22 protein-coding genes and 2 tRNA genes are annotated in these 22,769 nt (G+C 68.1%); 6 read left to right on the top strand and 18 right to left on the bottom strand.

Annotated elements, in window-relative coordinates; genetic code table 11:
* Positions 1–22: 22 nt before the first annotated feature.
* On the bottom strand, positions 23–1,531 hold the full coding sequence (locus tag VGU65_RS06430) for a tryptophan halogenase family protein (protein ID WP_327473920.1): 1,509 nt from the start codon (positions 1,529–1,531) through the stop codon (positions 23–25).
* A 91-nt stretch (positions 1,532–1,622) separates the two neighbouring features.
* Complete coding sequence (locus VGU65_RS06435) at positions 1,623–4,529, bottom strand: TonB-dependent receptor (RefSeq protein ID WP_327473922.1); 2,907 nt, start codon at positions 4,527–4,529, stop codon at positions 1,623–1,625.
* A 441-nt stretch (positions 4,530–4,970) separates the two neighbouring features.
* Between VGU65_RS06435 and VGU65_RS06440 the strand changes: the two genes are divergently transcribed.
* The 3 genes from VGU65_RS06440 (at position 4,971) to VGU65_RS06450 (ending at position 7,717) form a co-directional block, all read left to right on the top strand.
* Positions 4,971–6,587, top strand: a complete 1,617-nt coding sequence (locus VGU65_RS06440; RefSeq protein ID WP_327473924.1) for an alpha-glucosidase family protein — start codon at positions 4,971–4,973, stop codon at positions 6,585–6,587.
* A gap of 76 nt (positions 6,588–6,663) precedes the next feature.
* Positions 6,664–6,831 carry a hypothetical protein gene (locus VGU65_RS06445; protein ID WP_327473926.1) on the top strand — a complete coding sequence of 56 codons (168 nt, stop codon included), beginning with the start codon at positions 6,664–6,666 and terminating at the stop codon, positions 6,829–6,831.
* Between the two features lie 199 nt (positions 6,832–7,030).
* Complete coding sequence (locus tag VGU65_RS06450; protein WP_327473928.1) at positions 7,031–7,717, top strand: class I SAM-dependent methyltransferase; 687 nt, start codon at positions 7,031–7,033, stop codon at positions 7,715–7,717.
* 104 nt (positions 7,718–7,821) lie between these two features.
* On the opposite strand, the gene VGU65_RS06455 is transcribed toward VGU65_RS06450, so the two are convergent.
* Together VGU65_RS06455 and VGU65_RS06460 are read right to left on the bottom strand one after the other, a co-directional pair.
* Positions 7,822–7,897 (bottom strand) — tRNA-Ala (locus VGU65_RS06455).
* A 97-nt stretch (positions 7,898–7,994) separates the two neighbouring features.
* Positions 7,995–9,113 (bottom strand): ribonuclease D, encoded by a 1,119-nt coding sequence (locus VGU65_RS06460; protein WP_327473930.1) that lies wholly within the window; start codon positions 9,111–9,113, stop codon positions 7,995–7,997.
* A 113-nt stretch (positions 9,114–9,226) separates the two neighbouring features.
* On the opposite strand from VGU65_RS06460, the gene VGU65_RS06465 reads away from it, so the two are divergent.
* From VGU65_RS06465 to VGU65_RS06475, 3 genes are all read left to right on the top strand, one after another.
* Positions 9,227–11,164 (top strand): formylglycine-generating enzyme family protein, encoded by a 1,938-nt coding sequence (locus tag VGU65_RS06465; protein ID WP_327473932.1) that lies wholly within the window; start codon positions 9,227–9,229, stop codon positions 11,162–11,164.
* 163 nt (positions 11,165–11,327) lie between these two features.
* Positions 11,328–11,570, top strand: coding sequence for a DUF2188 domain-containing protein (locus tag VGU65_RS06470; protein WP_327473933.1), 243 nt, complete (start codon positions 11,328–11,330; stop codon positions 11,568–11,570).
* A gap of 11 nt (positions 11,571–11,581) precedes the next feature.
* Positions 11,582–11,956, top strand: a complete 375-nt coding sequence (locus tag VGU65_RS06475) for a response regulator (protein WP_327473934.1) — start codon at positions 11,582–11,584, stop codon at positions 11,954–11,956.
* Positions 11,957–12,021: 65 nt separating this feature from the next.
* Here VGU65_RS06475 and VGU65_RS06480 read toward each other — a convergent pair.
* From VGU65_RS06480 to VGU65_RS06545, 14 genes are all read right to left on the bottom strand, one after another.
* Positions 12,022–12,107, bottom strand: a tRNA-Leu gene (locus VGU65_RS06480).
* Between the two features lie 24 nt (positions 12,108–12,131).
* Positions 12,132–12,710: a cysteine dioxygenase family protein gene (locus VGU65_RS06485; protein ID WP_327473935.1), complete on the bottom strand. Its 579-nt coding sequence runs from the start codon at positions 12,708–12,710 to the stop codon at positions 12,132–12,134.
* Positions 12,711–12,776: 66 nt separating this feature from the next.
* A complete protein-coding gene (metX, locus tag VGU65_RS06490; protein WP_327473936.1) occupies positions 12,777–13,907 on the bottom strand; it encodes a homoserine O-acetyltransferase MetX in 1,131 nt (376 codons plus the stop codon).
* On the bottom strand, positions 13,904–14,941 hold the full coding sequence (locus VGU65_RS06495) for a tetratricopeptide repeat protein (protein WP_327473937.1): 1,038 nt from the start codon (positions 14,939–14,941) through the stop codon (positions 13,904–13,906). Before VGU65_RS06495 ends, metX begins: the two co-directional genes overlap by 4 nt.
* Positions 14,938–15,399, bottom strand: coding sequence for a cytochrome c-type biogenesis protein (locus VGU65_RS06500; protein ID WP_327473938.1), 462 nt, complete (start codon positions 15,397–15,399; stop codon positions 14,938–14,940). Before VGU65_RS06500 ends, VGU65_RS06495 begins: the two co-directional genes overlap by 4 nt.
* Positions 15,396–15,938, bottom strand: coding sequence for a DsbE family thiol:disulfide interchange protein (locus VGU65_RS06505; RefSeq protein ID WP_327473939.1), 543 nt, complete (start codon positions 15,936–15,938; stop codon positions 15,396–15,398). Before VGU65_RS06505 ends, VGU65_RS06500 begins: the two co-directional genes overlap by 4 nt.
* On the bottom strand, positions 15,935–17,914 hold the full coding sequence (locus VGU65_RS06510) for a heme lyase CcmF/NrfE family subunit (RefSeq protein WP_327473941.1): 1,980 nt from the start codon (positions 17,912–17,914) through the stop codon (positions 15,935–15,937). The genes VGU65_RS06505 and VGU65_RS06510 overlap by 4 nt, the downstream gene beginning before the upstream one ends.
* A complete protein-coding gene (gene ccmE, locus VGU65_RS06515; protein ID WP_327473942.1) occupies positions 17,911–18,372 on the bottom strand; it encodes a cytochrome c maturation protein CcmE in 462 nt (153 codons plus the stop codon). Before ccmE ends, VGU65_RS06510 begins: the two co-directional genes overlap by 4 nt.
* Positions 18,369–18,563 carry a heme exporter protein CcmD gene (gene ccmD, locus VGU65_RS06520; protein WP_327473943.1) on the bottom strand — a complete coding sequence of 65 codons (195 nt, stop codon included), beginning with the start codon at positions 18,561–18,563 and terminating at the stop codon, positions 18,369–18,371. The genes ccmE and ccmD overlap by 4 nt, the downstream gene beginning before the upstream one ends.
* On the bottom strand, positions 18,560–19,333 hold the full coding sequence (locus tag VGU65_RS06525; RefSeq protein ID WP_327473944.1) for a heme ABC transporter permease: 774 nt from the start codon (positions 19,331–19,333) through the stop codon (positions 18,560–18,562). The genes ccmD and VGU65_RS06525 overlap by 4 nt, the downstream gene beginning before the upstream one ends.
* A 4-nt stretch (positions 19,334–19,337) precedes the next feature.
* Positions 19,338–20,024 carry a heme exporter protein CcmB gene (gene ccmB, locus VGU65_RS06530; protein WP_327473946.1) on the bottom strand — a complete coding sequence of 229 codons (687 nt, stop codon included), beginning with the start codon at positions 20,022–20,024 and terminating at the stop codon, positions 19,338–19,340.
* A 102-nt stretch (positions 20,025–20,126) separates the two neighbouring features.
* Positions 20,127–20,759: a cytochrome c biogenesis heme-transporting ATPase CcmA gene (ccmA, locus tag VGU65_RS06535; RefSeq protein WP_327473948.1), complete on the bottom strand. Its 633-nt coding sequence runs from the start codon at positions 20,757–20,759 to the stop codon at positions 20,127–20,129.
* A 195-nt stretch (positions 20,760–20,954) separates the two neighbouring features.
* Entirely contained in the window at positions 20,955–21,359 is a 405-nt protein-coding gene (locus tag VGU65_RS06540; protein WP_327473949.1) for a DUF3293 domain-containing protein, read from the bottom strand.
* Positions 21,352–22,749 carry an FAD-dependent oxidoreductase gene (locus tag VGU65_RS06545; protein WP_327473950.1) on the bottom strand — a complete coding sequence of 466 codons (1,398 nt, stop codon included), beginning with the start codon at positions 22,747–22,749 and terminating at the stop codon, positions 21,352–21,354. The genes VGU65_RS06540 and VGU65_RS06545 overlap by 8 nt, the downstream gene beginning before the upstream one ends.
* Positions 22,750–22,769 lie beyond the last annotated feature (20 nt).

Consider the following 22,769-nt stretch of genomic DNA (forward strand, 5'->3'; position numbering starts at 1 on the left):
CCGCCAGGCATGACGCCAGTGCTCATGCGGCCACGCGGCCGGCTGCGCGCGCCACGAACTGCTCGTGTGGCGGCAAGGTGTTTTTCGCACGGCCGATCAGCGTACGGATGTCGGCGAGGAAACCGTCCAGCTGCTCATCGGTCAGTGCATCGGCCAGCGGGTGGTGGCGCGCAGGTTCGATACGCTGCCCCAGCAGCACCTGCACCCAGCCGGGCTCGGTGAACAGCTCGTCCGACTCGCGGAAGACCATGCCGGTGCGACGGAACAGGTCGATGCGGCGCGCCAGCGAGGGCGGGATCTCCATCGCGCCGCACTGCCGCCAGAACGGCGTGTCGGTGCGCTCGGTGGCCTTGTAGTGCAGGATCAGGAAATCGCGCACGCGTTCGTACTCGAAGCGGGTCTGGCGGTTGTACTCGTCCACCAGTTGCGGATCGCATTGGCGGTCGGGGAACATCGCCAGCAGGCGGCTGATGCCCGATTGCACCAGGTGGATGCTGGTCGATTCGAGCGGTTCCATGAAGCCGGCGGCCAGGCCCAGCGCGAGGCAGTTGCGGCTCCATGCCAGGCGGCGCATGCCGGTGACAAAGCGCAGCGGCCGCGGATCGCCCAGCGGTTCGGTCTCCAGGTTCGCCAGCAGTTGCGCGGTAGCTTCGTCGTCGCTGACGAAGCGGCTGCAGTAGACGTGGCCGTTGCCCGTGCGATGGCGCAGCGGGATGCGCCACTGCCAGCCGGCCGTGCGCGCGCTGGCCTGGGTGTACGGGCGCATCCGGTCGCCCGGCGCGCTGGCCACCGCCAGTGCGCGATCACAGGGCAGCCAGTGCTGCCAGTTCTCGTATCCGGTGTGGAGCGCCTCCTCGATCAGCAGGCCGCGAAAGCCCGAGCAGTCGATGAAGAAATCGCCTTCGACGCGTTCGCCGCCCTCCAGCTGCAGTGATTCGATGAAGCCGTCGCCGTCGCGCAGCCGCACCTGTACCACCTTGCCCTCGATGCGCTGCACCATGCCGGGCGCGATGCGCTCGCGCAGGTACTGGGCGTAGCGCGAAGCATCGAAATGGTAGGCGTAGCGGATGCCGCCTAGCGGACTGTCCGGCACGGCCTCCAATGGCGCAAAGCGGTTCTCGTCGGCCGCCGCGGCATTGAGCGAATAGGCCCAAAGCCCCGGCGCGTCCGCACGGCTGTGGCTGCGCAGCCAGTAGTGGTGGAACGGGGTCAGCCCCAGCGGCAGGCCGAGGTCGCCGAAGGCATGCAGGTACGAATCGCCGAGCCGGCCGAAATCGTTGAGCTGCACGCCGAGTTTGTAGGTGCCGTGCACGAAGCGCAGCATTTCGTCCTCGTCGATGCCGAGGAAACGGTTGATGTGGCGGATCTGCGGAATGGTCGCCTCGCCCACGCCGACGGTGCCGATCTGCGCCGATTCGACCAGGCGTATGGCAACACCCGGGCCTAGCGCCCGTGCGAGCAACGTCGCCGCCATCCAGCCGGCGGTGCCACCGCCCACGATCACGACGTGCCGGATGCGCGTGTCGTTCATGCGTCGCTCCTGTCGCTGGATGCCGCCGCGGCGGGCATGGAAAAAAAAGCCCCGCCGGAGGACACACGGCGGGGCACGGGGAGGCTACTTCTTACTGGAACTTGTACGACACGCCGATATCGTAGCGGCGCCCGTAGGTTTCCCAGGTCAGCACCTGGCGCGGATCGTTGTTCTGATAGGTGATGAACTTCTTGTTGGACAGGTTGGAGCCCTGCACGATGAAGGTCAGGCCCTTCAGGCTGCCGCTGTCGAAGCTGTAGCTGACCTGGGCGTCGTAGGTGCTGCCGCCCTTGATGGTCTGCTCGATGCGCGAGGCACTGATGCCCGACACCTCGCCCAGGAAGCTGGAGCGATAGCTGTCGCTGATGCGGGCCTCGAAGCCGTCGTGCTGGTAGTACAGCGTGCCGTTGGCCACCCACTTGGACAGGCCCGGCACGGTGATCGGCGTGGCGTTGCCGCCGTACACCAGCGAGCTCCGGGTGCGGTTGCCGGTCAGGATCATGCCGAAGCCGTCGAACACTGGCGTGACCAGATTGAACGGCAGGTTCAAGGTCACCTGGGCGCCCTTGACGTAGCCGTGGCCATCGTTGGTCGGACCGGAGACGATGCCCTTGGTGGTGCCGAGCTGGGCCAGCTGCGCCGACGTCAGGCCGAACGGCAGGAAGGAGCCGAAGTCGTACAGATAGGCTGCGTTCGGGTTGATGTAGTCGCTCAGCTCGATGAAGTAGCCCGACAGCGCGAAGTAGCCGCCGCCGCTGCGGCACAGATCGGAGTTCTTCTGGTCGGCAGAGTTGCACTGGTAGCCGTTGCCGCCGGAGAAGTAGTGCTCGTAGCTGACGTTGTAGTTGTCGGCCATCGTCGGCGCCAGCTTGGGATTGCCGCCCGAGGCGCTGAAGTAGGCCTGGTTCGGGTCGGTGCTGGACAGGTGCGTAACGTCGCCCTTCACCCCGAGGCTGGCGTTCATCTGATCCATGCGCGGGCGTGCCAGGGTGCGTGCGGCGCTGACGCGGAGGTCGTCGTTGTCGGTGAAGCCGAAGATCAGGTTGGCGCTGGGCAGGTAGCGGGTGTAGGTGGTGCTGGCAGTCACCGGGATCAGCTGGGTCTGTCCGCCGGTGACCGAGCTGCCGGGCGCCACGCGTTCGCCGATACCGCGCTGCGAGGTGCGCTGAGCCTGCATGCCGAAGTTGCCCCGCAGGCTCACGCCGGCAAGGGAAGTGTCCAGGTTGAACTGCACGTACGGGGTCAGGGTCTTCTCACGCACCTTCCAGTTCGGCGGCAACGAAAGCGATGAGCCAAAGGTCGGCACCGACTGCAGAGTGCCGCTGGCGAGCAGATCGAACGGGTTGTAGCAGAGCTGTGAGGCGACGCCCATCCACGCCAGTGGGTTGCAGGTGCTGCCCGTGAATGGCGCCGTCTGCACCGCAGTGCCGCTGGCCAGGGTGCCGCCGCCCAGGGTCAGGAAGTCCTGGTCGATGTGGTAGGTCTTGGAGCGGCTGCTGTGCGAAACGCCGAAGTCGACGGTGGAGAAGGGACCGCTGGAGAAGCTGCGCTCGACGTTCAGGCGCAGGTTGGCGAGGTAGTCCACGGTATGCGGCGCGTTGATGAAGCCGGCCTGCACCACGCCGTTGCCCGCGCCCCAGCCCTGCGGGTCGGTCAGCACCACGCCCTTGGTGTAGTCCAGCGACGGGTTGACGAACAACAGCCCGTCATTGCGCTCGACGAAACCGAGCGTGTCGGTGGCGCCGGTGGTGTTATAGCCGGTGCCCGAGTAGCTCTCGAGGTTGAGGTCGTTGCGGGTGGCGCGCGAGTAGTTGCCGTCGAGGTCGGCGGACCAGTCCTCGTTGATGGTGAACTTGTTGTCCCAGTTGAAGTTGTAGACCCGGGCGCTGGTCCTGTTGTAGTCGTTGCGGATGACCGGCTTGACGTTGCCGTAGGTGCCACTCTGCACGAAGCCGTTCTGCGCCACCTCGCCCGGCTGCAGCTTGGCGGAGCTCCACCACAGCGGGAACTCCATGCCCTTGGCTTGCTGCACTTCCTTGAAGTTGTCGTAGGTGAGGTCGACGGTGCCGGTGTAGTGCTCGTTCGGCTGCCACTGCACGGTGGCCAGTACGCCGCGGCGCTTCATCGAGTCGGAGATGCCGTAGTTCTTGACGCCGCCGATCACCGCGTCGCCGTTGCTGTCGCTCGGGTAGCCCCACGGCTGTTGGTGCTCGACCTGCGAGGGATTGGATTCCAGGTCGACGCCCAGGGTGACGCCGAGGGTGTGGTTGGCGAACTGGTTCACCCACACGCCGTTGAGGTTGTAGCCCTTGTCGCTGACGCCGGGACCCTTCGACAGCTGGGACATGTCGTTCCAGATGTAATGGGCATTCACCGCGGCCTCCGGACCGCTCTTCTCAAGCGGACGGATGGTGTGCATGTCCACCGTGCCGGTCAGGCCCTGACCGATCAGCGACGCCTCCGGGCTCAGGTGCACCACCACGTTGTCGAACCAGCTCGACGGGTACTGGTCGAACTGCACGTCACGGTTGTTGGATGTGGAAACCTGCTGGCCGCCGTTGACCAGCGCGGTGGAGAAATCCGGGCCCATGCCATGGATGGTGAGCACTTGCGGGCGGCCGCTGACGGTCTGCACGGCCAGGCCCGGCAGGCGGCCGAGCGTATCGGCGATGCTCACGCCTGGCAGCTTGCCGACCTGCTCGGCCGACACGGCCTCGACGATGGTGCTGGCGTTGCGCTTGAGCGCAGTGGAGTTCTCGATGCTGCTGAGGAAGCCGTTTACCTCGACTGCCTGCAGGTTCTTGGTCTTGTCCTTCCGCGCCTTCTTGTCGGTGCCGTTGGCCTGGTCCTGTGGAGCCTGGTTCTGATCCTGTGCCGAAGCGCCAGGGACCGGGCTGGCTGTCGCGGATGGCGCCGAGGCAGCGGCTGCGGTGGAGCAAAGGCCGATGCAGGCTACGGCGATCGCCGTGGCCAGGATGTTGCGTTCAAGCTGTTTCATTTCCCCTCCGAAAAGACTGCGCGAGTTTGCAAGTTACCTGGCCGATCGCACTCCCGATCGCCACGTCTCTTGTCGAGTTATCAAGACGTGGCTGGATCATAAGGACGTTGTTTTGGATGCAGCGCAGACCTGCATACGTATTCATAACGTCGTGCGGGTCGGTGCCCTTGCAATGCAGCAAAGGGTGCGGCGGGATGCTGAAGGCGCAGCGCCGATCATGCGCCAAGCGTTTTGTGGCAAAGGCTGCACGCGCCTGTCGCGCCCCGTGCGCGAGTCCGCCTGGCATGCATGCATGCGTTTCCATGACGCGGGCGCAGCACGAATGAATACGTATGCACCGTCGAGGCCGCCTGCGCGACCAACATTTAAGCTCCCATGCAACCCTGGCCGCCGGATGCCTATCTCAGTCATCCTGCGCAAAAAATTGCGAGAAAAAAAAGAATGACCGATGCACCTTGGTGGCGCGGCGCCGTCACCTACCAGATCTATCCGCGTAGTTTTCTGGATACCGACGGCGATGGCGTGGGCGACCTGCCGGGCATCATCGAGAAGCTCGACTACGTGGCGAGCCTCGGTGTGGATGCGATCTGGATCTCGCCGTTCTTCAGGTCGCCGATGGCCGACTACGGCTACGACATCGCCGACTACTGCGACGTCGACCCGCTGTTCGGCACCCTGGAGGATTTCGACCGGCTGCTGGCCAAGGCACATGGCCTGGGGCTGCGCGTGATGATCGACCAGGTGCTCAGCCACACCTCGATCGAACACGCCTGGTTCCAGGAAAGCCGGCAGAGCCGCGACAACGCCAAGGCCGACTGGTACGTCTGGGCGGATGCGAAGGAGGACGGCACCCCTCCCAACAACTGGCTGTCGATCTTCGGCGGCGGCGCCTGGCAGTGGGAACCGCGGCGAGGGCAGTACTACCTGCACAACTTCCTGGCCTCGCAGCCGGACCTCAACTTCCACCATCCCGAAGTCCGCGCGGCGATACTGGACTGCGTGCGCTTCTGGCTGGAGCGAGGCGTCGATGGCCTGCGCCTGGACGCGATCAACTTCTGCTTTCACGACGCGCAGCTGCGCGACAACCCGCCCAAGCCCAAAGCGCAGCGCACGGGCCGGGGCTTCAGCCCGGACAACCCGTACGCCTTCCAGTACCACTGGTACAACAACACCCAGCCGGAGAATCTGGCCTTCCTCGCCGAATTGCGTGCGCTGCTGGACCGCTTTCCCGGCACCGTGGCGCTTGGCGAGATCTCCTCGGAGGACTCGCTGGCGACCACGGCCGAGTACACCCAGGCCGGCCGCCTGCACATGGGCTACAGCTTCGAATTGCTTACCGACGATTTCAGCGCCGCACACATCCGCGGCACGGTCGAGCAGCTGGAGGCGCAGATGCGCGAAGGCTGGCCGTGCTGGGCGATCTCCAACCACGACGTCCAGCGGGTGCTCAGCCGCTGGGGCGGCGAACGGCCCTCGCCGGCGCTGGCCAACCTGTTCACTGCGTTGGTCTGTTCGCTGCGCGGCTCGGTATGCGTCTACCAGGGCGAGGAGCTGGGTCTGACCGAGGTCGATGTTCCTTACGAGGCGCTCAAGGATCCTTACGGCATCGCATTCTGGCCGCAGTTCAAGGGCCGCGACGGTTGCCGTACGCCGATGCCGTGGAGCGGCGGCGAGCATGGCGGGTTCAGCGTCAGCGTGCCCTGGCTGCCGGTGCCACCCGAGCATCGCACGCTCGCCGTGGCGCGGCAGGAAGCCGACCCGGTCTCGGTGCTGCAGGGCTTCCGCCGCATCATGCAGTGGCGCCGCGGCCAGTCCGCATTGCGCTGGGGCGACATTCGCTTTTTGGACACGCCCGAGCCTGTGCTCGCTTTCCTTCGTTGCCACGCCGGCGAGACGCTGCTGATCGCCTTCAATCTGGACGGCAATGCAGTGCAGGCCGAACTTTCATTGGATGGACAGTGGTGGCCGGTCGACGGACACGGCCTCGCCCAGGGTGCCTTCGACGGCGGCCGGCTGCGCCTGCCGGGACACGGTGTGCTGTTCGCGCGCCAGGCATGAGGGCTTCGCTCGCCGGCATCACGCGCTGGTGAATCGGCCGGTCGTACGGTCGTGGCTCCCTTAAGGAGTCCGCCCCATGCCCAAGCCGCCCGCCCAACGCAAGCACGGTACCGGTGACCGCAACGACAAGGACGTCGCGAAGCTCGATCACCGGCTGCAGGAAGAGCGCAACGCACAGGAGACCCGCGACGCCAAGGAGGCCAACGGGGATGCCAAGCACGAAGAAGGCATCGAACATCGCTGAGGTTGTCCTCTTTATTTTTTTGCAAGACCGATGTTTGCGCACGTCCGCCGACCGATTTGGAGGTGGCGGCGGCGCGGCTCGGTCACTCGCAAGAAAAAGCTCAATGATTTGCAAAGTTTTTTTTTCGCTCCATTGATCCCGTATTCGCCGGCGTTGTGACACCGTCGCGTTTCCCGTCCGGACGCAAGTCGGAAACCCAATGAAGCAGATCATCAAGGGCATGCCGCTCATCGGCCCAGTGGCCACCCGGCTGTGGCGGGGCATCAGGCCAGCCAGGCCGTTTTCCGGCTCCACCGACTATTGGGTGAGCCGGTACAAGGCCGGCGGCACCTCGGGTGATGGCTCCCGCAATCGACTGGCGGAGTTCAAGGCGGAGGTGGTGAACGGTTTCGTCCTCTCCAACGGCGTGGAGGCGGTCATCGAATACGGCAGCGGCGACGGCTACCAGCTCGGGCTGGCGAACTATCCGCGCTACCTCGGGTTCGACGTAAGTCCGAAGGCCGTCGAGCGGTGCAGGAAGATGTTTTCCGGCGATGCCACCAAGCGGTTCAAGCTGGTTTCCGAATATGCAGGCGAAACCGCTCCGCTGACCCTGTCCTTGGACGTGATCTTCCATCTGGTCGAAGACCACGTCTTTGACGCCTACATGCGGCGCCTCTTCGATTCGTCGACGCGCTTCGTCGTCATCTATTCGTCCAACTACGATGGCGAACCGGACGATGCCGCCCAGCACGTCAGGCACCGGATGTTTTCCCGCTGGATAGACGAGCACAGGCCGCAGTGGCGCCTGCTGGCCCATGTTCCCAACCGCTACCCCTATGCCGGCGACACCCGGACCGGCTCGTTCTGTGACTTCTACATTTACGGCAGCCAAGTGCAGCGTTAAGTGCGGTCGATGCGGCGAGGCCCGTGGTGTCGCCGGTCGGGCCGGCATGGCAGCAAAAAGAAAAGGCCGGTACGCGACGTACCGGCCTTTTGATGCTGGAGGTTTGGTGGAGCGGAGGAGGATCGAACTCCCGACCTTCGCATTGCGAACGCGACGCTCTCCCAGCTGAGCTACCGCCCCACGCGAGCCGCGAATGTTAGCAGCGTCGCGCTGCCTTCGCCAAGGGGCCGGCTGCCATTAGTCCAAGGAAATTACGTCGCGGTTTGCCAGGATCGTTTCAGCCGTCCGGCAGCAGGGTCGCCAATCGCTGGTGCAGTACCTCGCGCCGCCAACCCTCGAGAAATTCCGGCCACTCGCCCGTGCTCACGTACTCCTCCAGCACCTTGCGAGGGCACAGCAGGCCTGGTGGCAGGTCGAGGTCGGCGGCGAGGCGGTCGACGCTGTCCTTCATCGCGGCCAGCGCCTTTTTGGCCGGGCCGGACACGGGTGCGGCGATCGCGGCGGTGGTTGCTACTTCCTGCGGATCGGGGCCGGACGCGAGCAGGTCGAACAAATCCGCACGCTGGGGGGAGCGCAGGGCGCGCTGGCCGCGGCAGCGCCGTTCCAGCTCGGCCAGGCTGGAGGGCGGGCTCTGCGCGAGGCTGAGCGCCAGCGCATCCTCAAGCAGCCACGAGCGCGGACGGTCAAGGGTGCGCGCGCTGTGATCGCGCCACAGCAACAGCCGGCGCAGCAGCGCCTGTTGCGCGCGCGGCCAGTCGGCGGCGGCGCGGAAGCCGCGCTGGGGCTGCGGATCGCCATGGTGCGCGTTGGCCCGACGCTTGAGCCGCTCGCAGTCCTCGGCATGCCAGGCGATACGCCCGCGCTCGGCCAGGCGCGCCACGAGCTGCGCGTGCAACGGTTCCAGATGCACCACATCGAGCGTCGCATAGAGCCGCTGCGAGTCGGTGAGGGGACGCTGCAGCCAGTCCGAGCGGGTTTCGCCCTTGTCCACCTCCGCTCCCACCATTTCGGCCACCAGCGCGCGATAGCTCAGGCCCAGGCCCATGCCGACGAAGGCCGCGGCGATCTGGGTGTCGAACAACGTGCCCGGCCCGTCGGGCAGGAGCGGCGCCAGCGCCTCCAGGTCCTCGCCGGCGCTGTGCATCACGGTGATGGTGGGGCCGCTGGCCAGGCGTGGACGCAGCGCGTCGCCGATGTCGAAGGCCAGCGGGTCGACCAGGGCGTAGCGGCCGTTCCAGCCCAGCTGCAGCAGCGCCAGTTGCGGGTAAAAGGTGCTGCGCCGCATGAACTCGGTGTCCATGCCCAGTGCGGCCTCGGCCGGCAGCGTGTCCAGCCACGCTTCCAGCGCGTCGCGACGATCGATCCATGCGGCTGACGCCGCGTCGGGTACGGACATGGAACTTCCTCGAACGGACCTGGCGCGGTGGGGCGGCGCGTTGCGCATTGCCCTGTCATCGGCGCTGCCATATGGTGAGCGGCGCACGATAGCAGCCCATCCAAGAGTCCACCATGCCGAGCACCGAAACCGTCCGCCGTCAGCGTGCCATGGGTGGCGCACTTGGCGTGATCGTGCTCGGTGCGGCGCTGGTTTACCATTTCTTTCCGCGGGTGTTCCACGTCAACCCGGCGGAACTGGCGCCGCGGCCGGCTTCCCCGATCGGCTACGCCAATGCCCCGGGCAGGCAGCCGGCGCAGTCTGCGCAGAGTTCCGAGCTGGATGCCGGGCCGCCGCTCACGCTGGCGCCGGCGGCCGTGATCGCCGCGCGGAGGAGCAAGGGCAATCCCAACCTGCCCGAGCAACTGAGCGCGGATACGCCCGAGATCCAGGCGTTGCTGGCACGCGCCGGCAAGGCCTTGCAGGCAGGGCGGTTGGCCGGTACGGACGGTGCCGCCCAGCTCTACGCCAAGGCGCTGCACGACAAGCCCGACAGCCGCGCCGCGGCCGAGGGCCTCAACCAGGTACGTGCGCAGATGGTGGCGCTGATCGGCCAGGACATCGCCGTGGGCGATGCCGACTCGGCGCAGGAACTGCTCGACGACCTGCGCGGCCTGCCCAACAGCAGCGCCGACGTGGCGCAACTGGAGCAGGACCTCAAGACCCTGGCCAAGGTCCGGCCGATGCTGGCGCAGGCTGCCGCGCTGCTGCAGCAGGGCAAGGCCGACCAGCCGCAGGGCGCCAGTGCGCTGGACTTGTACCGCCAGGTGCAGGTGCTCGACCCCCCGAACGCGATGGCCGAGCAGGGCATCTTCCAGGTGCAGCGGGCCGTGCTGGACCGGGCGCTGGCGGCCGTGGCGCAGAATGATTTCGCCGCCGCCGACAAGGCGCTCGCCGAAGCGGCCACGATCCATCCCGGCTCGCAGCAACTCGCCGACGTGCACAACCGCGTCGAGGGCATCCGCCAGCAGCGCGCCGGCGGCCTGCTGGCCCAGGCCCGTTCGGCGCTGGACGCCGGCAACCTCGACCTGGCGCAGCGGTTGGCCGGGCAGGCGCAGGCATTGCAGCCGGGGCTGAAGGGCATCGACGAATTCCAGCAGCAGCTCACCAACGCCCGCCTGTACGCCAGCTACAAGCCCGGGCAGGTGTTCCGCGACCGCTTCGTCGACCTGCCGGGCCAGGCGCCGGCGATGGTGGTCATTCCCACCGGCAGCTTCCAGATGGGGGCGGCCGATGCCGAGGGCGACCATGGCGATGCCGAAACGCCGCGCCACCAGGTGACCATCGCCAAGGGCTACGCCATGGCCCGCAGCGCGGTCACCGTGGGCCAGTTCCGCGAATTCGTGCGTGCCAGCGGCTACCAGCCAGACTCGGTCAAGCTCGGCGGCGCCAGCGTGTACGACGAGCGCAGCGGCGCGCTGCGCGACGATTCCCGCGCCACCTGGCAGGACGACTACGCCGGGCATCCGGCGCAGGACGACCTGCCGGTGGTCAATGTCTCCTGGCGCGACGCCGGCGCCTATGCCGACTGGCTCAGCCAGCGCACCGGCAAGCGTTACCGCCTGCCGAGCGAGGCCGAATTCGAATACGCCCTGCGTGGCGGCACCCAGACCCGCTACTGGTGGGGCTCGCAGGCGCCCACCCGCAAGGTCGAGAACCTCACCGGCGGCAGTGACCGCTCGCCCAGCGGACGGCGCTGGAGCAACGCTTTTCCGGGCTACCGTGACGGCTACTGGGGACCTGCGCCGGTAATGAGCTTCGAGGCCAATCCGTTCGGGCTCTACGACATGGACGGCAACGTTTCGGAGTGGACTACCGACTGCTGGCACGACAGCTACATGCGCGCCCCGATCGACGGCAGCGCCTGGCTCAACCCCGGCTGCAGCGTGCGCGTGGTGCGCGGCGGTTCCTGGGGAAGCTCGCCCGACCAGGTGCGCTCGGCCTACCGGCAGGGAGCGGACGGCCACGTGCGCAGCGCGCGCGTGGGCTTTCGCGTCGTTCGCGAACTGTAGACGCGGTCCTGACCAGGATGGACGCCAAGTTGGAACGCCAGCCAATATGCCCCGTCCGCGACCTATCCAAGCCACCGGACATCTGCAAGACTGCAACGCCCGGCCAGCGGTTCGTGCCGTTCGCCGATGTCACGGTGGGCCAGCCACCCGAGGGGGAGGCAGCATGAATCCCGAAGCCGTTCGCCTGTTCATACCCTTCAGCGCCGAGGCGCCCTGGATCGTGCGGGATGATGCCTCCCGGGTGGGCACCTATCCGACGCGCGCCGAGGCGATCTCGGCAGCCGTGCGGGTGCGTGCCAAACTGGCGCGCGCCCGGGGCCTGGAGCACCCGCCGGTGCGGGTGCAGGAAAGCGACGGCAGCTGGCGCGAATTGTCCGATCCCGACCCCGCAGCCCTGGTGCACTAGGTAATCCACGCATGCAAAAGACCCACGGCCCACGGCGCATCCTGCTGGTCGAAGACGAGATGCTGGTGGCGATGCTGCTGGAAGACATGCTCAGCGAAGCGGGCCATACCATCGTGGGGCCGCTGGCCCGGATCGACCAGGCGCTGCAGGCGGCCCGCAACGAGCCGATCGATCTGGCCATCCTCGACGTGAACGTCGGCGGCGAGGAGGTCTATCCGGTCGCCGAGGCGCTCGCCGCGCGCGAGATCCCGTTCGCCTTCGCCACCGGCTACGGCACCCACGGCCTGCGCGAGCCCTGGCAGGACCGGCCCACGTTGCAGAAGCCTTTCCACCGCGACGACCTGTTCCGCATGGTCGCCGAACTGGCCTCCTCCTGTTCCTGCTGACCCAGGTCGGCGGGCGAAAAAAAGCCCGCTCCAAGCGGGCTTTTTGCTGGCATTGCGCCGTCTTGTGGTACCGGTGATAGGACTCGAACCTACACTCTGTCGCCAGAAGCGGATTTTGAGTCCGCCGCGTCTACCATTCCGCCACACCGGCACAAGAATGGCGATTATGCCCGGCTCAATGCACCGGGTCGAGCCCCAGCTGGCGCTCGCAGCGCTCGTAGCCTTCTTCGGGCAGCGGCTGGAAGATGGCGCAACGGGTCATGTTGCCCGAGTAGATGTGCAGGCTGACGGCGATCGCCTCGTCGCTGGGGTTGCGGATGGTGTGGTACTCGTGCGGCGGGATCAGGCTGCCGGCGGAGCCCGGGCCTGCCTGGATCGAGCCGACCGGCTGGAAACGGCAGTGGCCGTTCTCGTCGGCCAGGCGCTCGTACTGCACCACTTCCAGCGCACCGCTCCAGACGCCCTCGACGCACCACATGCCGCAGTGGTCGTGGATCGGCGTGCCCTGTCCCGGACCCCAGGTCATCGCCACCACGCAGTAGCCGTGCTTCTCGCTGCGGTAGAGCTCGCGGCGGGCGTAACGGCCTTGGGCGGTCTCGAATACGCAGTCGGGCAGCTTGACCGCTCCACTGCGCATCAATTTGCACAGACTGTTGCGCAGGCTGTCGGTGATGGCGAAGGTGGTGTCATGGGCGACCGCCCGGTCGATGGCGCCGATCAGTTCGCGGCAGCCGGGGAATTCGGTGGTGAGCATGGCGTTCTCGCAGGTGCAGCTTCACGCCGAGTTTAGCGCACCCGTGCTTGCGGGGACGCCGACCGTTTACACGCCGGCCAGGAAGCCACCGATGGCACGGCTGTAGTTGGGGATGTCGACCAGGAAGGCGTCGTGGCCCTGCGGGGAGTCCAACGCCACGAAGTCGACTTGGGCGCCTGCGGCGGACAGGCCGGTGGCGATCTGCTCCTGCTGCTCCAGCGGGAACAGGATGTCGGTGCTCACGCCGATCACCAGCGCGCGCTCGATGCGGATGCGCTTGAGGCCTTCCATGATGTCGCCGCCGCCGTATTCGCCGATGTCGAACCAGTCGCTGGCGCGCGAAAGATAGAGATAGCAGTTGGGGTCGAAGCTGCGCACGAAACGCTGCGCGTGGCCCTGCAGGTAGGACTCGACCTGGAACTCGAAGCCGAAGGGTTCATCCTCGCGTTTCTCGGGGTCAAGCCGGATGCGCGCGAAGCGGCCGTTCCACTCCATCGCCGACCGATAGGTGATCACGCCCAGCTTGCGCGCGATGCTCATGCCCATTTCGGGGTAGCGGCTGCCGGGGCCGTCGTCGATGTCGTAGTCGCCGCCGTTCCATTGCGGGTCCAGCCTGATCGCCTCGCGCTGCAGCGAGCGGATGGCGATGGCGAAGGGCTGCGCCTGCGGTGCGGTGTCCACGCTGATGTGCGCTCGCACGCTGCCCGGGTGCAGCAGCATGTAGGCCAGCGCACCCATGCCGCCCATGGAGCAGCCGATCAGACAGGCCAGGCGCTCGATGCCCAGGCCGTGTCGCGCCACTTCGTGGGCCGCGTTGGCGACGTCTTCCAGCGCCAGCTCGGGAAAATTGAGGCGGTAGGGCGCGCCGGTGGCCGGGTCGATCGAGGCGGGGCAGGTGGAGCCCTTGTCGCTGCCCAGCGAGTTCACGCAGATCACGAACCAGCGGTCGGTGTCGATCGCCTTGCCGGGGCCCAGCATGCCCTCCCACCAGCCGGGCGACGGGTCCTGTTCGCAGGAGGCCGCATGCGCGCTGGGCGAGAGCCCGGTGAGGATCAGCACCGCGTTGTCGCGCGCCGCGCTCAGCCGGCCCCAGGTTTCGTAGGCCACCCGCGCGCCGTGCAGCCGGCCGCCGCGCTTCATCGCGAAGGGCGATGGCAGGGCGTGGTAACGGCGGGCGTCGCGAGCTTCCGTGCTCATGGGCGAACCTTGTCGATGACGATGCGGATCGGCTCAGTGCGATTCACCGGCACCACGCCCGCGTCGCCTTCCAGGTCGCCCGGCTGGGGGGTGGCCTGGCCGCTGGCACTGATGCGCGCGCCGACGAAGACCTTGTCGGTGGAGGAAAGCTTCAACTGCGGCGCCATCGCCATGGCGTCGGTCAAGGTTACGCGGGCGGGCAGTTTGCCGGCATCCAGGCGGGCGACGGCCAGCGGCATCGGTGGGCCGGACTCGGCGCGCGCGTACACGAACAGCGCGGCGCCGGGCTTGAGCCTGTCGCGCAGGCCGGGTGCCAGCTCGACCTGAACGGCCAGTTGCGGCCCGCTGAGGGACGCCGGGTCGGATGCCGGCGCGCCGCCCGCGCGTGCCTCGGCCACCGCGATCTGCTCGGTCACCGCCTTGGCCACGGTCGAGCCGGGTTCGAGCAACGGCAGGAGCCGGCGCCAGGTGGCGGCCGCCCTGGCGTAGTGGTCGCCCTGGAACTGGCTGATGCCCAGCAGCCACAGGCCACGCTGGTTGGCCGGGTCCGCCTGCACGGCCTGTTCGAGTAGCTCGAGGGCGCGGCCCTCGATGCGGTGATCGGAGCGCACTATCGAATCGGCCTCGGCCCAGCCGACCATGGCAGTGCCGTTGTGCGGATCGATGCGCAGCGCCTGGTCGTAGGCATCGCGCGCCTGCGCGTTCTGGTGCATGGCGGCCTCGGTCTGCGCCAGCAGCATCCAGCCCTGCAGGTCGTCCGGCTGCTGCCTGAGGTGGTCGCGCAACTCGGCAACGGCCTTGTCGATGTCCAGCGCGGGCTGCGCGGCGCGCACGCCATCGAGCGCCACCGGTGTTCCGACCAGCAGGTACAACCCGCCGGCCGCCAACGGCAGGAGGAAGGCCAAGCCGAGCGCCAGTGCGAAGATCCCCGCCGAAGGGCCGTGGCGCCGGCCGTGCCGAACCAGCGGCCAGAGCAGCAGGGCGAGCGCCGCCAAGACCATCACGGCGGCGATCAGGTAGAACGCGAGCTTCACCAGTCGTCCCCTTGTTCGATCGTGGCGTTGTCGACCAGCCGGCTGTCGATGCGCGCAGCGCGACTGCGCTTGCGGATCGTCACCAGCACCACCGCGGCGCCGAAGAGCAGGAACAGGCCGGGCCCGAACCAGAGCAGCCAGGTCGAGCGTTTCACCGGCGGGTCGTACAGCACGAAATCCGAGTAGCGGTCGACCAGGTACTGCTTGATCGCATCGTCGCTCTTGCCCTGCTGCATCAGTCCGAACACCTCGTGACGCAGGTCGCGCGCAAGGTCCGCATTGGAATCGGCCAGGTTCTCGTTCTGGCAGACCAGGCAACGCAGCTGGCGGGTGAGGTTCTGGAAACGCACTTCCTGTGCGTGGTCCTTGAACGGCAGCGGGTCGATCGCCTGGGCTGCGGCGAGGCAGGAGAACGCCAGCAGGAAGGTCGCTAGCGCACGGAGGAGCGCGCGGTTCATGGCGCCTCCTGCTTGAGCTTCGCGATCAGCGGCTTGAGCTTGTGCTCGATGACCTCGGGCGTGAACGGGCCGATGTGCTTGTAGCGGATGACGCCCTTGGCGTCGATCAGGAAGCTTTCCGGCGCGCCATAGACGCCGAAGTCGATCGCCGTACGGCCCTCGCGGTCGGCGACCACCAGGTCGTAGGGGTTGCCGTGTTGCGCCAGCCACGCCTTGGCGTCGGCCGGGTCGTCCTTGTAGTCGTAGCCGATCAGCGGCACGCCGAGCGTGCGGCCCTGCGCCATCAGCACGGGGTGCTCCTCGCCGCAGGCGACGCACCAGCTGGCGAACACGTTGACCAGGTAGGGCTTGCCCAGCATCGCGGCCTTGCTCGCCGTGCGCGAGGGATCGTCCAGCAGCGGCAGATCGAACGCCGGCGCGCTCTTGCCGATCAACGGCGACGGCACCTCGCGCGGATCGTGCTGGGTGTTCCACCAGATGCCGAAACCGAACAGCGCGACCAGCAGCAGAAAGCCGACCAGCGGCAGCGAGCGGGTCATGTGCGGCGCTCCGCCACGGGCAGGGCCGGCTCGGGCGCCGCAACGGCTGCGGCGGAGCGCTTGGGACGAAAGCGCCTGTCCGCCCCGGCGACGAAGCCGCCGAGCATCATGAACAGGCCACCGGCCCAGATCCAGCGCACGAATGGCTTGGCGTAGAGCCGCAGCGCCCAGACGCCTTCGAGCTTGTTCGGATCCATCGGTTCGCCCAGCGCCACGTACAGGTCGCGGGTGACGCCCGGGTCGATCGCCGATTCGGTCTGCACCTGTCCGCGCGGATAGGTGCGCTTCTGCGGGTGCATCACGCCGAGCTGGCGGCCGTCGCGCAGCACGGTGACCGTGCCCTGCTCGGCATGCCAGTTGGGGCCGCGGGTGGCGTGCACGCCGTCGAAGCGGAAGGTGTAGGCGCCGACGGTCTGGGTATCGCCCGGCGCCATGCGCACGTCGCGGGTGACGCTCAGCGATTCGGAAAGCAGCACGCCGACCAGGAACACGCCCAGGCCGAAATGCGCCAGCAGCATGCCGGCCATCTCGGCCGGGTAGCGCCGTCCGCGCGGCACCTCTCGCCAGCGCTTGTAGACATAGAGCAGCGTGCCGAGCCCGCACCACACCGCCGACGCCACGCCGGCGATCGCCCTGGCCTGGCCCTGCACGAAGAACGCCGCCACGATGGCGCAGGCCACCGCCGCAAGGGCGACCCTCACCAGCACGCTCTTGAGCGGACCGGCCTCGCTCTTGCCCCAGCGCAGGAACGGCCCGAACGGCAGCAGCAGCACCACCGGCAGCATCAGCAGCGGGAACAGGAAGCCGAAGTAGGGCGGGCCCACCGAGATCTTGCCCAGGTTCAGCGCATCGCCCAGCAGCGGGAACAGCGTGCCCAGCAGCACCATGGCCGCCGCCACGGTGAACATCAGGTTTGCGACGAGGATGACCGTCTCGCGCGAGAGCAGCCCGAACGCCTTGCCGCCCGCTACCTTGGGCGCCCGCAGCGCGTAGAGCAGCAGCGAGCCGCCGATCACGACAGCGAGGAAGGCGAGGATGTACAGGCCGCGGCGCGGATCGGAGGCGAACGCGTGCACGCTCGTCAGCACCCCCGAGCGGACCAGGAAGGTGCCCAGCAGCGAGAGCGAGAAGGCGAAGATCGACAGGAGGATGGTCCAGGCGCGCAGGGAGCCGCGCTTCTCGGTCACCGCCTGCGCGTGGATCAGCGCCACGCCCACCAGCCAGGGCATGAAGCTCGCGTTCTCCACCGGGTCCCAGAACCACCAGCCGCCCCAGCCCAGCTCGGCATAGGCCCACCAGCTGCCGGCCACGATGCCGCAGGTGAGGAAGGCCCAGGCCGCGTTGGTCCACGGGCGTGCCCAGCGTACCCAGCCCTGCTCGAGCGCACCGCCCAGCAGCGCGGCGATGGAGAAGGCGAAGGCCACCGAAAAGCCCACGTAGCCCATGTACAGCACGGGCGGATGGAAGGTCATGCCCGGGTCCTGCAGCACCGGGTTGAGGTCGCCGCCGTCCGGCGGCATCGGCAACAGCCGTGCGAACGGATTGGACGTGAAGATGATGAAGGCGAGGAAGCCCACCGCCACGATGCCCAGCACGCCCAGTACGCGGGCCAGGAACTCTTCCGGCAGCTGGCGGCTGAACGCGGCCAGCGCGACCGTCCAGACGTTGAGGATGAACACCCACAGCAGCATCGAGCCCTCGTGCGCCCCCCATACCGCGGCGATGCGGTAGTACCAGGGCAGCGCGAGGTTCGAGTTGTCGGCCACGTACTGCACCGAGAAGTCGAAGCGCAGGAACGCCCACGCCAGCAGGCCGAACGCCATCGCCACGAACACCGCCTGGCCGGCCGCCGCCGGGCGCGCCACTGCCATCAGCGCGCGGTTGCCGCGCCAGGCGCCGACCAGCGGGAGCACGCCCTGCACCAGGGCGAGCAGCATGGCGAGGATCAGGGCAAGCTGGCCCAGTTCGGGGGTCATTGCGCTTCCCCGCTGGCGGCCATGGCCTTGCCGCCGTGGTGCGCTTTCTCCATGGCGTCCTTCAGTTCCTTGGGCATGTAGGTTTCATCGTGCTTGGCCAGTACCTCGGTGGCGACGAAATGGTCGCCGGCCATGTGGCCGGTGGCGATCACCGATTGGTTGTCGCGGAACAGGTCCGGCAGGATGCCGGTGTACTCGACCGGCATCGCGCCGCCGGCATCGACCACGGTGAAGCCGACCTTGAGCGAGTCGCCGGAGCGCTCGATGGAGCCTGCCTTGACCATGCCGCCCAGCCGGAACGTGCCGTAGCGCTCGGCCTGGCCGGCACGCACCTGGCTCGGGGTGAACAGGTAGTTCATGTTCTGCTGCAGGGCGAACACGGTCAGGCCCACCGCGACCGCCGCGGCGGCGAGCACGAGCAGGACGATGATCAGGCGGCGTTTGCGGGTAGGGTTCATGGATTCACGGCAGGCGAGACGGTGCGTTGCTGGCGCGCGCTTTGACGCGCCAGACGGGCGCGAAGTTCACGCAGGTTGCGGCGGCGGCGCAGCAGCGGAGAGACGAAATCGGCGGCGAGCACCAGGAAGAACACGGCATAGGCCGGCCAGACGTAGGCGGCGTAGCCGCCCATGGCGAAGAACGGGCTCATGCCTGCTCTCCTGGCGGGGTGTTTTCCCCGGTGGCGATGCGCCGTACCCAGTCCTTGCCGCCTTCGAGCTCGATGAGGTCGGCACGTACCCGGCCGAACAGGCTGGCGACGTAGTAGAGCTTGGTCGCCATCATCATGGTCAGCAGCGGCCACAGCATGCTGGTGCTGATCTTCGAGGGCCCCAGGATGCGCACGGTGGAGCCCTGGTGCAGCGTGTTCCACCAGTTCACCGAGAAATGCACGATCGGCACGTTGATGATGCCGATGATGGCCAGGAATGCCGCGGCGCGCGCGCCTTGGCGGCGATCTTCGAAGGCGTGGTAGAGCCCGATCACGCCCAGGTAAAGGAACAGCAGCACGAGCTCGGAGGTCAGCCGCGCGTCCCAGGTCCACCAGGTGCCCCACATCGGCTTGCCCCACAGCGAGCCGGTCACCAGCGTGATGAAGGTGAAGGCCGCGCCGATCGGCGCCGATTCCATCGCCACCGCCTCGGCCAATTTGATCCGCCATACCAGCGCGACGAACGAGGCCACCGCCATCACGCCATAGACGAACAGGCCCATCCAGGCGCTGGGCACGTGGATGAAGATGATCCGGTAGGCGTCGCCCTGCTGGTAGTCGGCCGGCGCGAGCACCAGCCCACCGTAGAGGCCGATCGCGCCGGCGATCAGCGCCAGCGCGAGGAACCAGGGCCGCAACGTGCCGGCGAAGCGATAGAAGATCGGCGGCGAACCGAGCTTGTGCAACCAGAGGGGGATCCACTTGGACATGGTCTTAGGCGTCCAGCGCAATACGAAGGGCGGCCGCGCAGGCGAGCGGCGCCAGCACCAGGGCAAGAGCGAGCGCCGCGCCGAGCCAGGCGATCGGGGCCACCCACGGTAAACCCTGTTGGGCGGCGGCGACCGCACCTGCGGCAAAGATGACCACCGGCACGCACAGCGGAAGCAGCATCAGGGCGAGCAGCATACCAGAGCGCCGCGTCCCGGCCGTCAGCGCGACCAGTACGGCGCCGAGCAGGCTGAGCATCGGCGTGGCCAGCAGCAGGGCCAGCAGCAGCACGCCCATCACCGGCACGGGCAGGTGCAGCATGCCGGCCAGCAGCGGCGCGATCACGATCAGCGGCAGCGCGGTGGTGAGCCAGTGGGCGAGGATCTTCATGCCCAGCATCAGCGCCAGCGGCTGCGGCGCGAGCACCAGCTGTTCCAGCGAACCATCCTCGATGTCGCTGCGGAACATGGCATCGAGTGCCAGCAGCATGGCCAGCAGCACGGTCACCAGCACGACGCCGCCGGCGATTCGCTGCAGCAGCGCCTCCTCCGGTCCCAGCGCGAACGGGAACAAAGTGGCCACGATCAAGGCGTACAGCACCGGCATGGCGATGTCGCCACGGCGCCGCCAGGCCAGCGTGAGATCGCGCCGCAGCACCGCCGCACAGGCGCGGGAAACCGATGCCTGATTCATGCCGCGGGCCTCGGTGCACTCGTTCCCGCGGCCCAGCCATGGGTGGCAGAGAGGGGTCGGCCTTTCGTCCAACGCCCGGCAGCCATGCTCTGGAGGGCAAGATCAGCCATGCATGCGAATCCGCTTCCGCTCACCGCCGTGGAAGCTCACCGCGCCGTGGCTGGTCACCAGCGCGGCGCCGCCGGCGCCGATATGGTTTTCGAGCAGGCGGTTGACCAGCGCGATGCCTGCGCGGTCCAGGTTGGCGTAGGGCTCGTCCAGCAGCCACAGAACGGCGGGAAGCAGCAGCAGGCGGGCCAGGGCAGCGCGCTTCTTCTGGCCGGCGGACAGTCGCCGCACGGGCTCGTCCTCATAGCCGGCCAGGCCCACCTCGACGAGCACCGAGGCGGCGCTGCGCCCGTCGCGCATGCCATGCAGCCCGGCGGCGATGTGCAGGTTCTCGCGTGGGCTCATGTCCATCTTCAGCCCCAACTGGTGGCCGAGGAACAGCACCTCGCCCGCGCAGGCGTCGCGTTGCAACGGCGCGCCGCGCCAGCGCAGCTCGCCTTCACCCACGTGCAGCAGGCCGGCCAGCAGGCGCAGCAGGGTGGTCTTGCCGCTGCCGTTGTCGCCCTCCACCAGCGCCAGCTCGCCCGCGTCCAGCGCGAAGTCGAGCGGTCCGAACACGGGTTCGTCCGCGCGCAGGAAGGACAGGCCCCGCGCCTGCAGCAGCGGGATAGAGAGGGCGGAAGTCATCCGGGGAATTGTCCGCAATGCACGCGCGGCTTGTCCATGCGGTGTGGGAGCGCACCCGGCGGGGCTGGCGGCAAGGCTCCCGATCCGACCTGTCGGCACCTTTCCCGGAAGAAGGCGGGTAGTGGCATCTGCATTTCGCCCCGGTTCCCCATGGGAGATGCCGAAGGCCGGACGGGGCAGCCTCGCGGGAACCCTTCAGCGCAACCGCAACTGCGCCACCCCCGAGCCATGCCCGGACAGCCAGGCGTTCTGCCCGTAGCGGTCGCCCAGTCGTTCCAGCTTCTGCGCATCAATCCCCACGATCCAGAAGCTCGGTTCGCGCCAGCCGTCGGTCCCCATGCCGAGTGCCGGGTGGACTTCCAGCGCGGCATCGGCGTGCAGGTCGGCCAGCAGGCGCCGCTGCGCCCGGCGGTTGACCGCGCGCGGCCGCGGCCTGGAGCGTGGGTTCCAGGCGGTGAAGAAGCCCCAGTCGCGGGCGCCGGCGAGCGGCCGCAGGGCGGTCGGCAACGGCTCGCCGATGCGGATCGTGACGGCGCCGCCGGAGGCCAGACGCACGCGGTAGGCGCTGGTGCAGTAGGCCTCCAGCAGTTCCTCATCCATGGTGCAGCGGCAGCGGCGGCAACGTGGCCTCAAGCGTGGCCACGGCCGCATCCAGGTCGACCGAGGCCGGGTCGTTCGACCCGCCCAGCAGCTGTTCCAGCAGCACGTCCTGCGCCCGCCCTCGCTCGAGTGCGTAGGCGTAGGGCAGGTCGGTGAAGGTGACCATGCGGTAGCGCGCCATGTAGTGCCGCGGCGCACGCGCAGCCAGGCGCACACCCAGCTCGCGCTTGGCCAGATAGCGCGGGTCGGCGACCGAGTCACGCATCTCGACGTAGTTTTCCAGCGCCATGGTGGCGATCGCGTCGGCGTTGGGCTGGCGCAGGCGCTGGAACTGGGCGAAGGCCTCGTCGACGTCATTGCCTTGCAGTAGCTCGGCCAGCGCCACGGTGTCCTCGAAGCCGCAGTTCATGCCCTGGCCGTGAAACGGCACGATGGCATGGGCGGCGTCGCCGACCAGCAAGGCGCGGCCATCCAGGTGCCAGCGCTGCAGGTACAGCGTGGCCAGCGTGCCGACCGGGTGCGCGTCGTAGTCCTCGGCGAAGCGCGGCAGCAGCGGCAGCAGGTCGGCGAACTCCTCGCGGAAGAACGCGCCGGCGGCGCGGGAATCGGGCAGGGTGGCGAAGCTTGGGTGCGGTCCTTGCGCGGGCAGGAACAGCGTGACGGTGAAACTGCCCTCGGTATTGGGCAGGGCGATGCACATGTAGCCACCGCGCGGCCAGATGTGCAGCGCGTTGGGCTCGATGGCGAACTGGTCGCGGCCGCCGCTGTCGTTCAGCCTTCCTGCCCCGAACTCGGAGGCCGGCGGGATTTCCAGCTCCTTGTAGCCGTGCCCCAGCCATTCGGTGCGCTCGCCGAGCGGGCGATAGGCGTTGATCGCGGCACGCAGCGCGGAACCTGCGCCATCGGCGCCGATCAACACGGGGGCGTCGGCCTCGCGCTCCTTGCCGTCCTCGCCCACGAGCCGGATGCGGCCGGCGTCGAAATCCGCCGACGCCAGGGCCTGGCCGAAATGGAAGCGCACGCCCACCGCCTCGGCGGCATCGAGCAGCAGCATGTTGAGCCCGCCGCGGGACACCGACCAGATCACTTCGCTGTCGTCCACGCCGTAGCGCTGCAGTCCGCTGCGCCCATCGGCCGTATGCACCATGCGCCCTCGCATCATGACCGCGCGGCGCAGTACGTCCTCGGCCAGGCCCGCGCTGCGCAGCGCCTGCAGGCCGCGCTCGGCCAGGGCGAGGTTGATCGACCGGCCGCCGTCGAAGCCGGCCACGCGAGGGTCCGGGCGCTTCTCGAACACGTCGACGCCGAAGCCGCGTCGCGCCAGCTGTTGCGCCAGCAGGGCGCCAACCAGGCCGCCGCCGATCAGGGTGAGGGTGGGCTTGCTGCTCATGGGCGATCCGTTGCTTCGCA

Origin of the sequence: Frateuria sp. (assembly GCF_035943815.1) — a bacterium.
Taxonomy (GTDB): Bacteria; Pseudomonadota; Gammaproteobacteria; order Xanthomonadales; family Rhodanobacteraceae; genus Frateuria_A.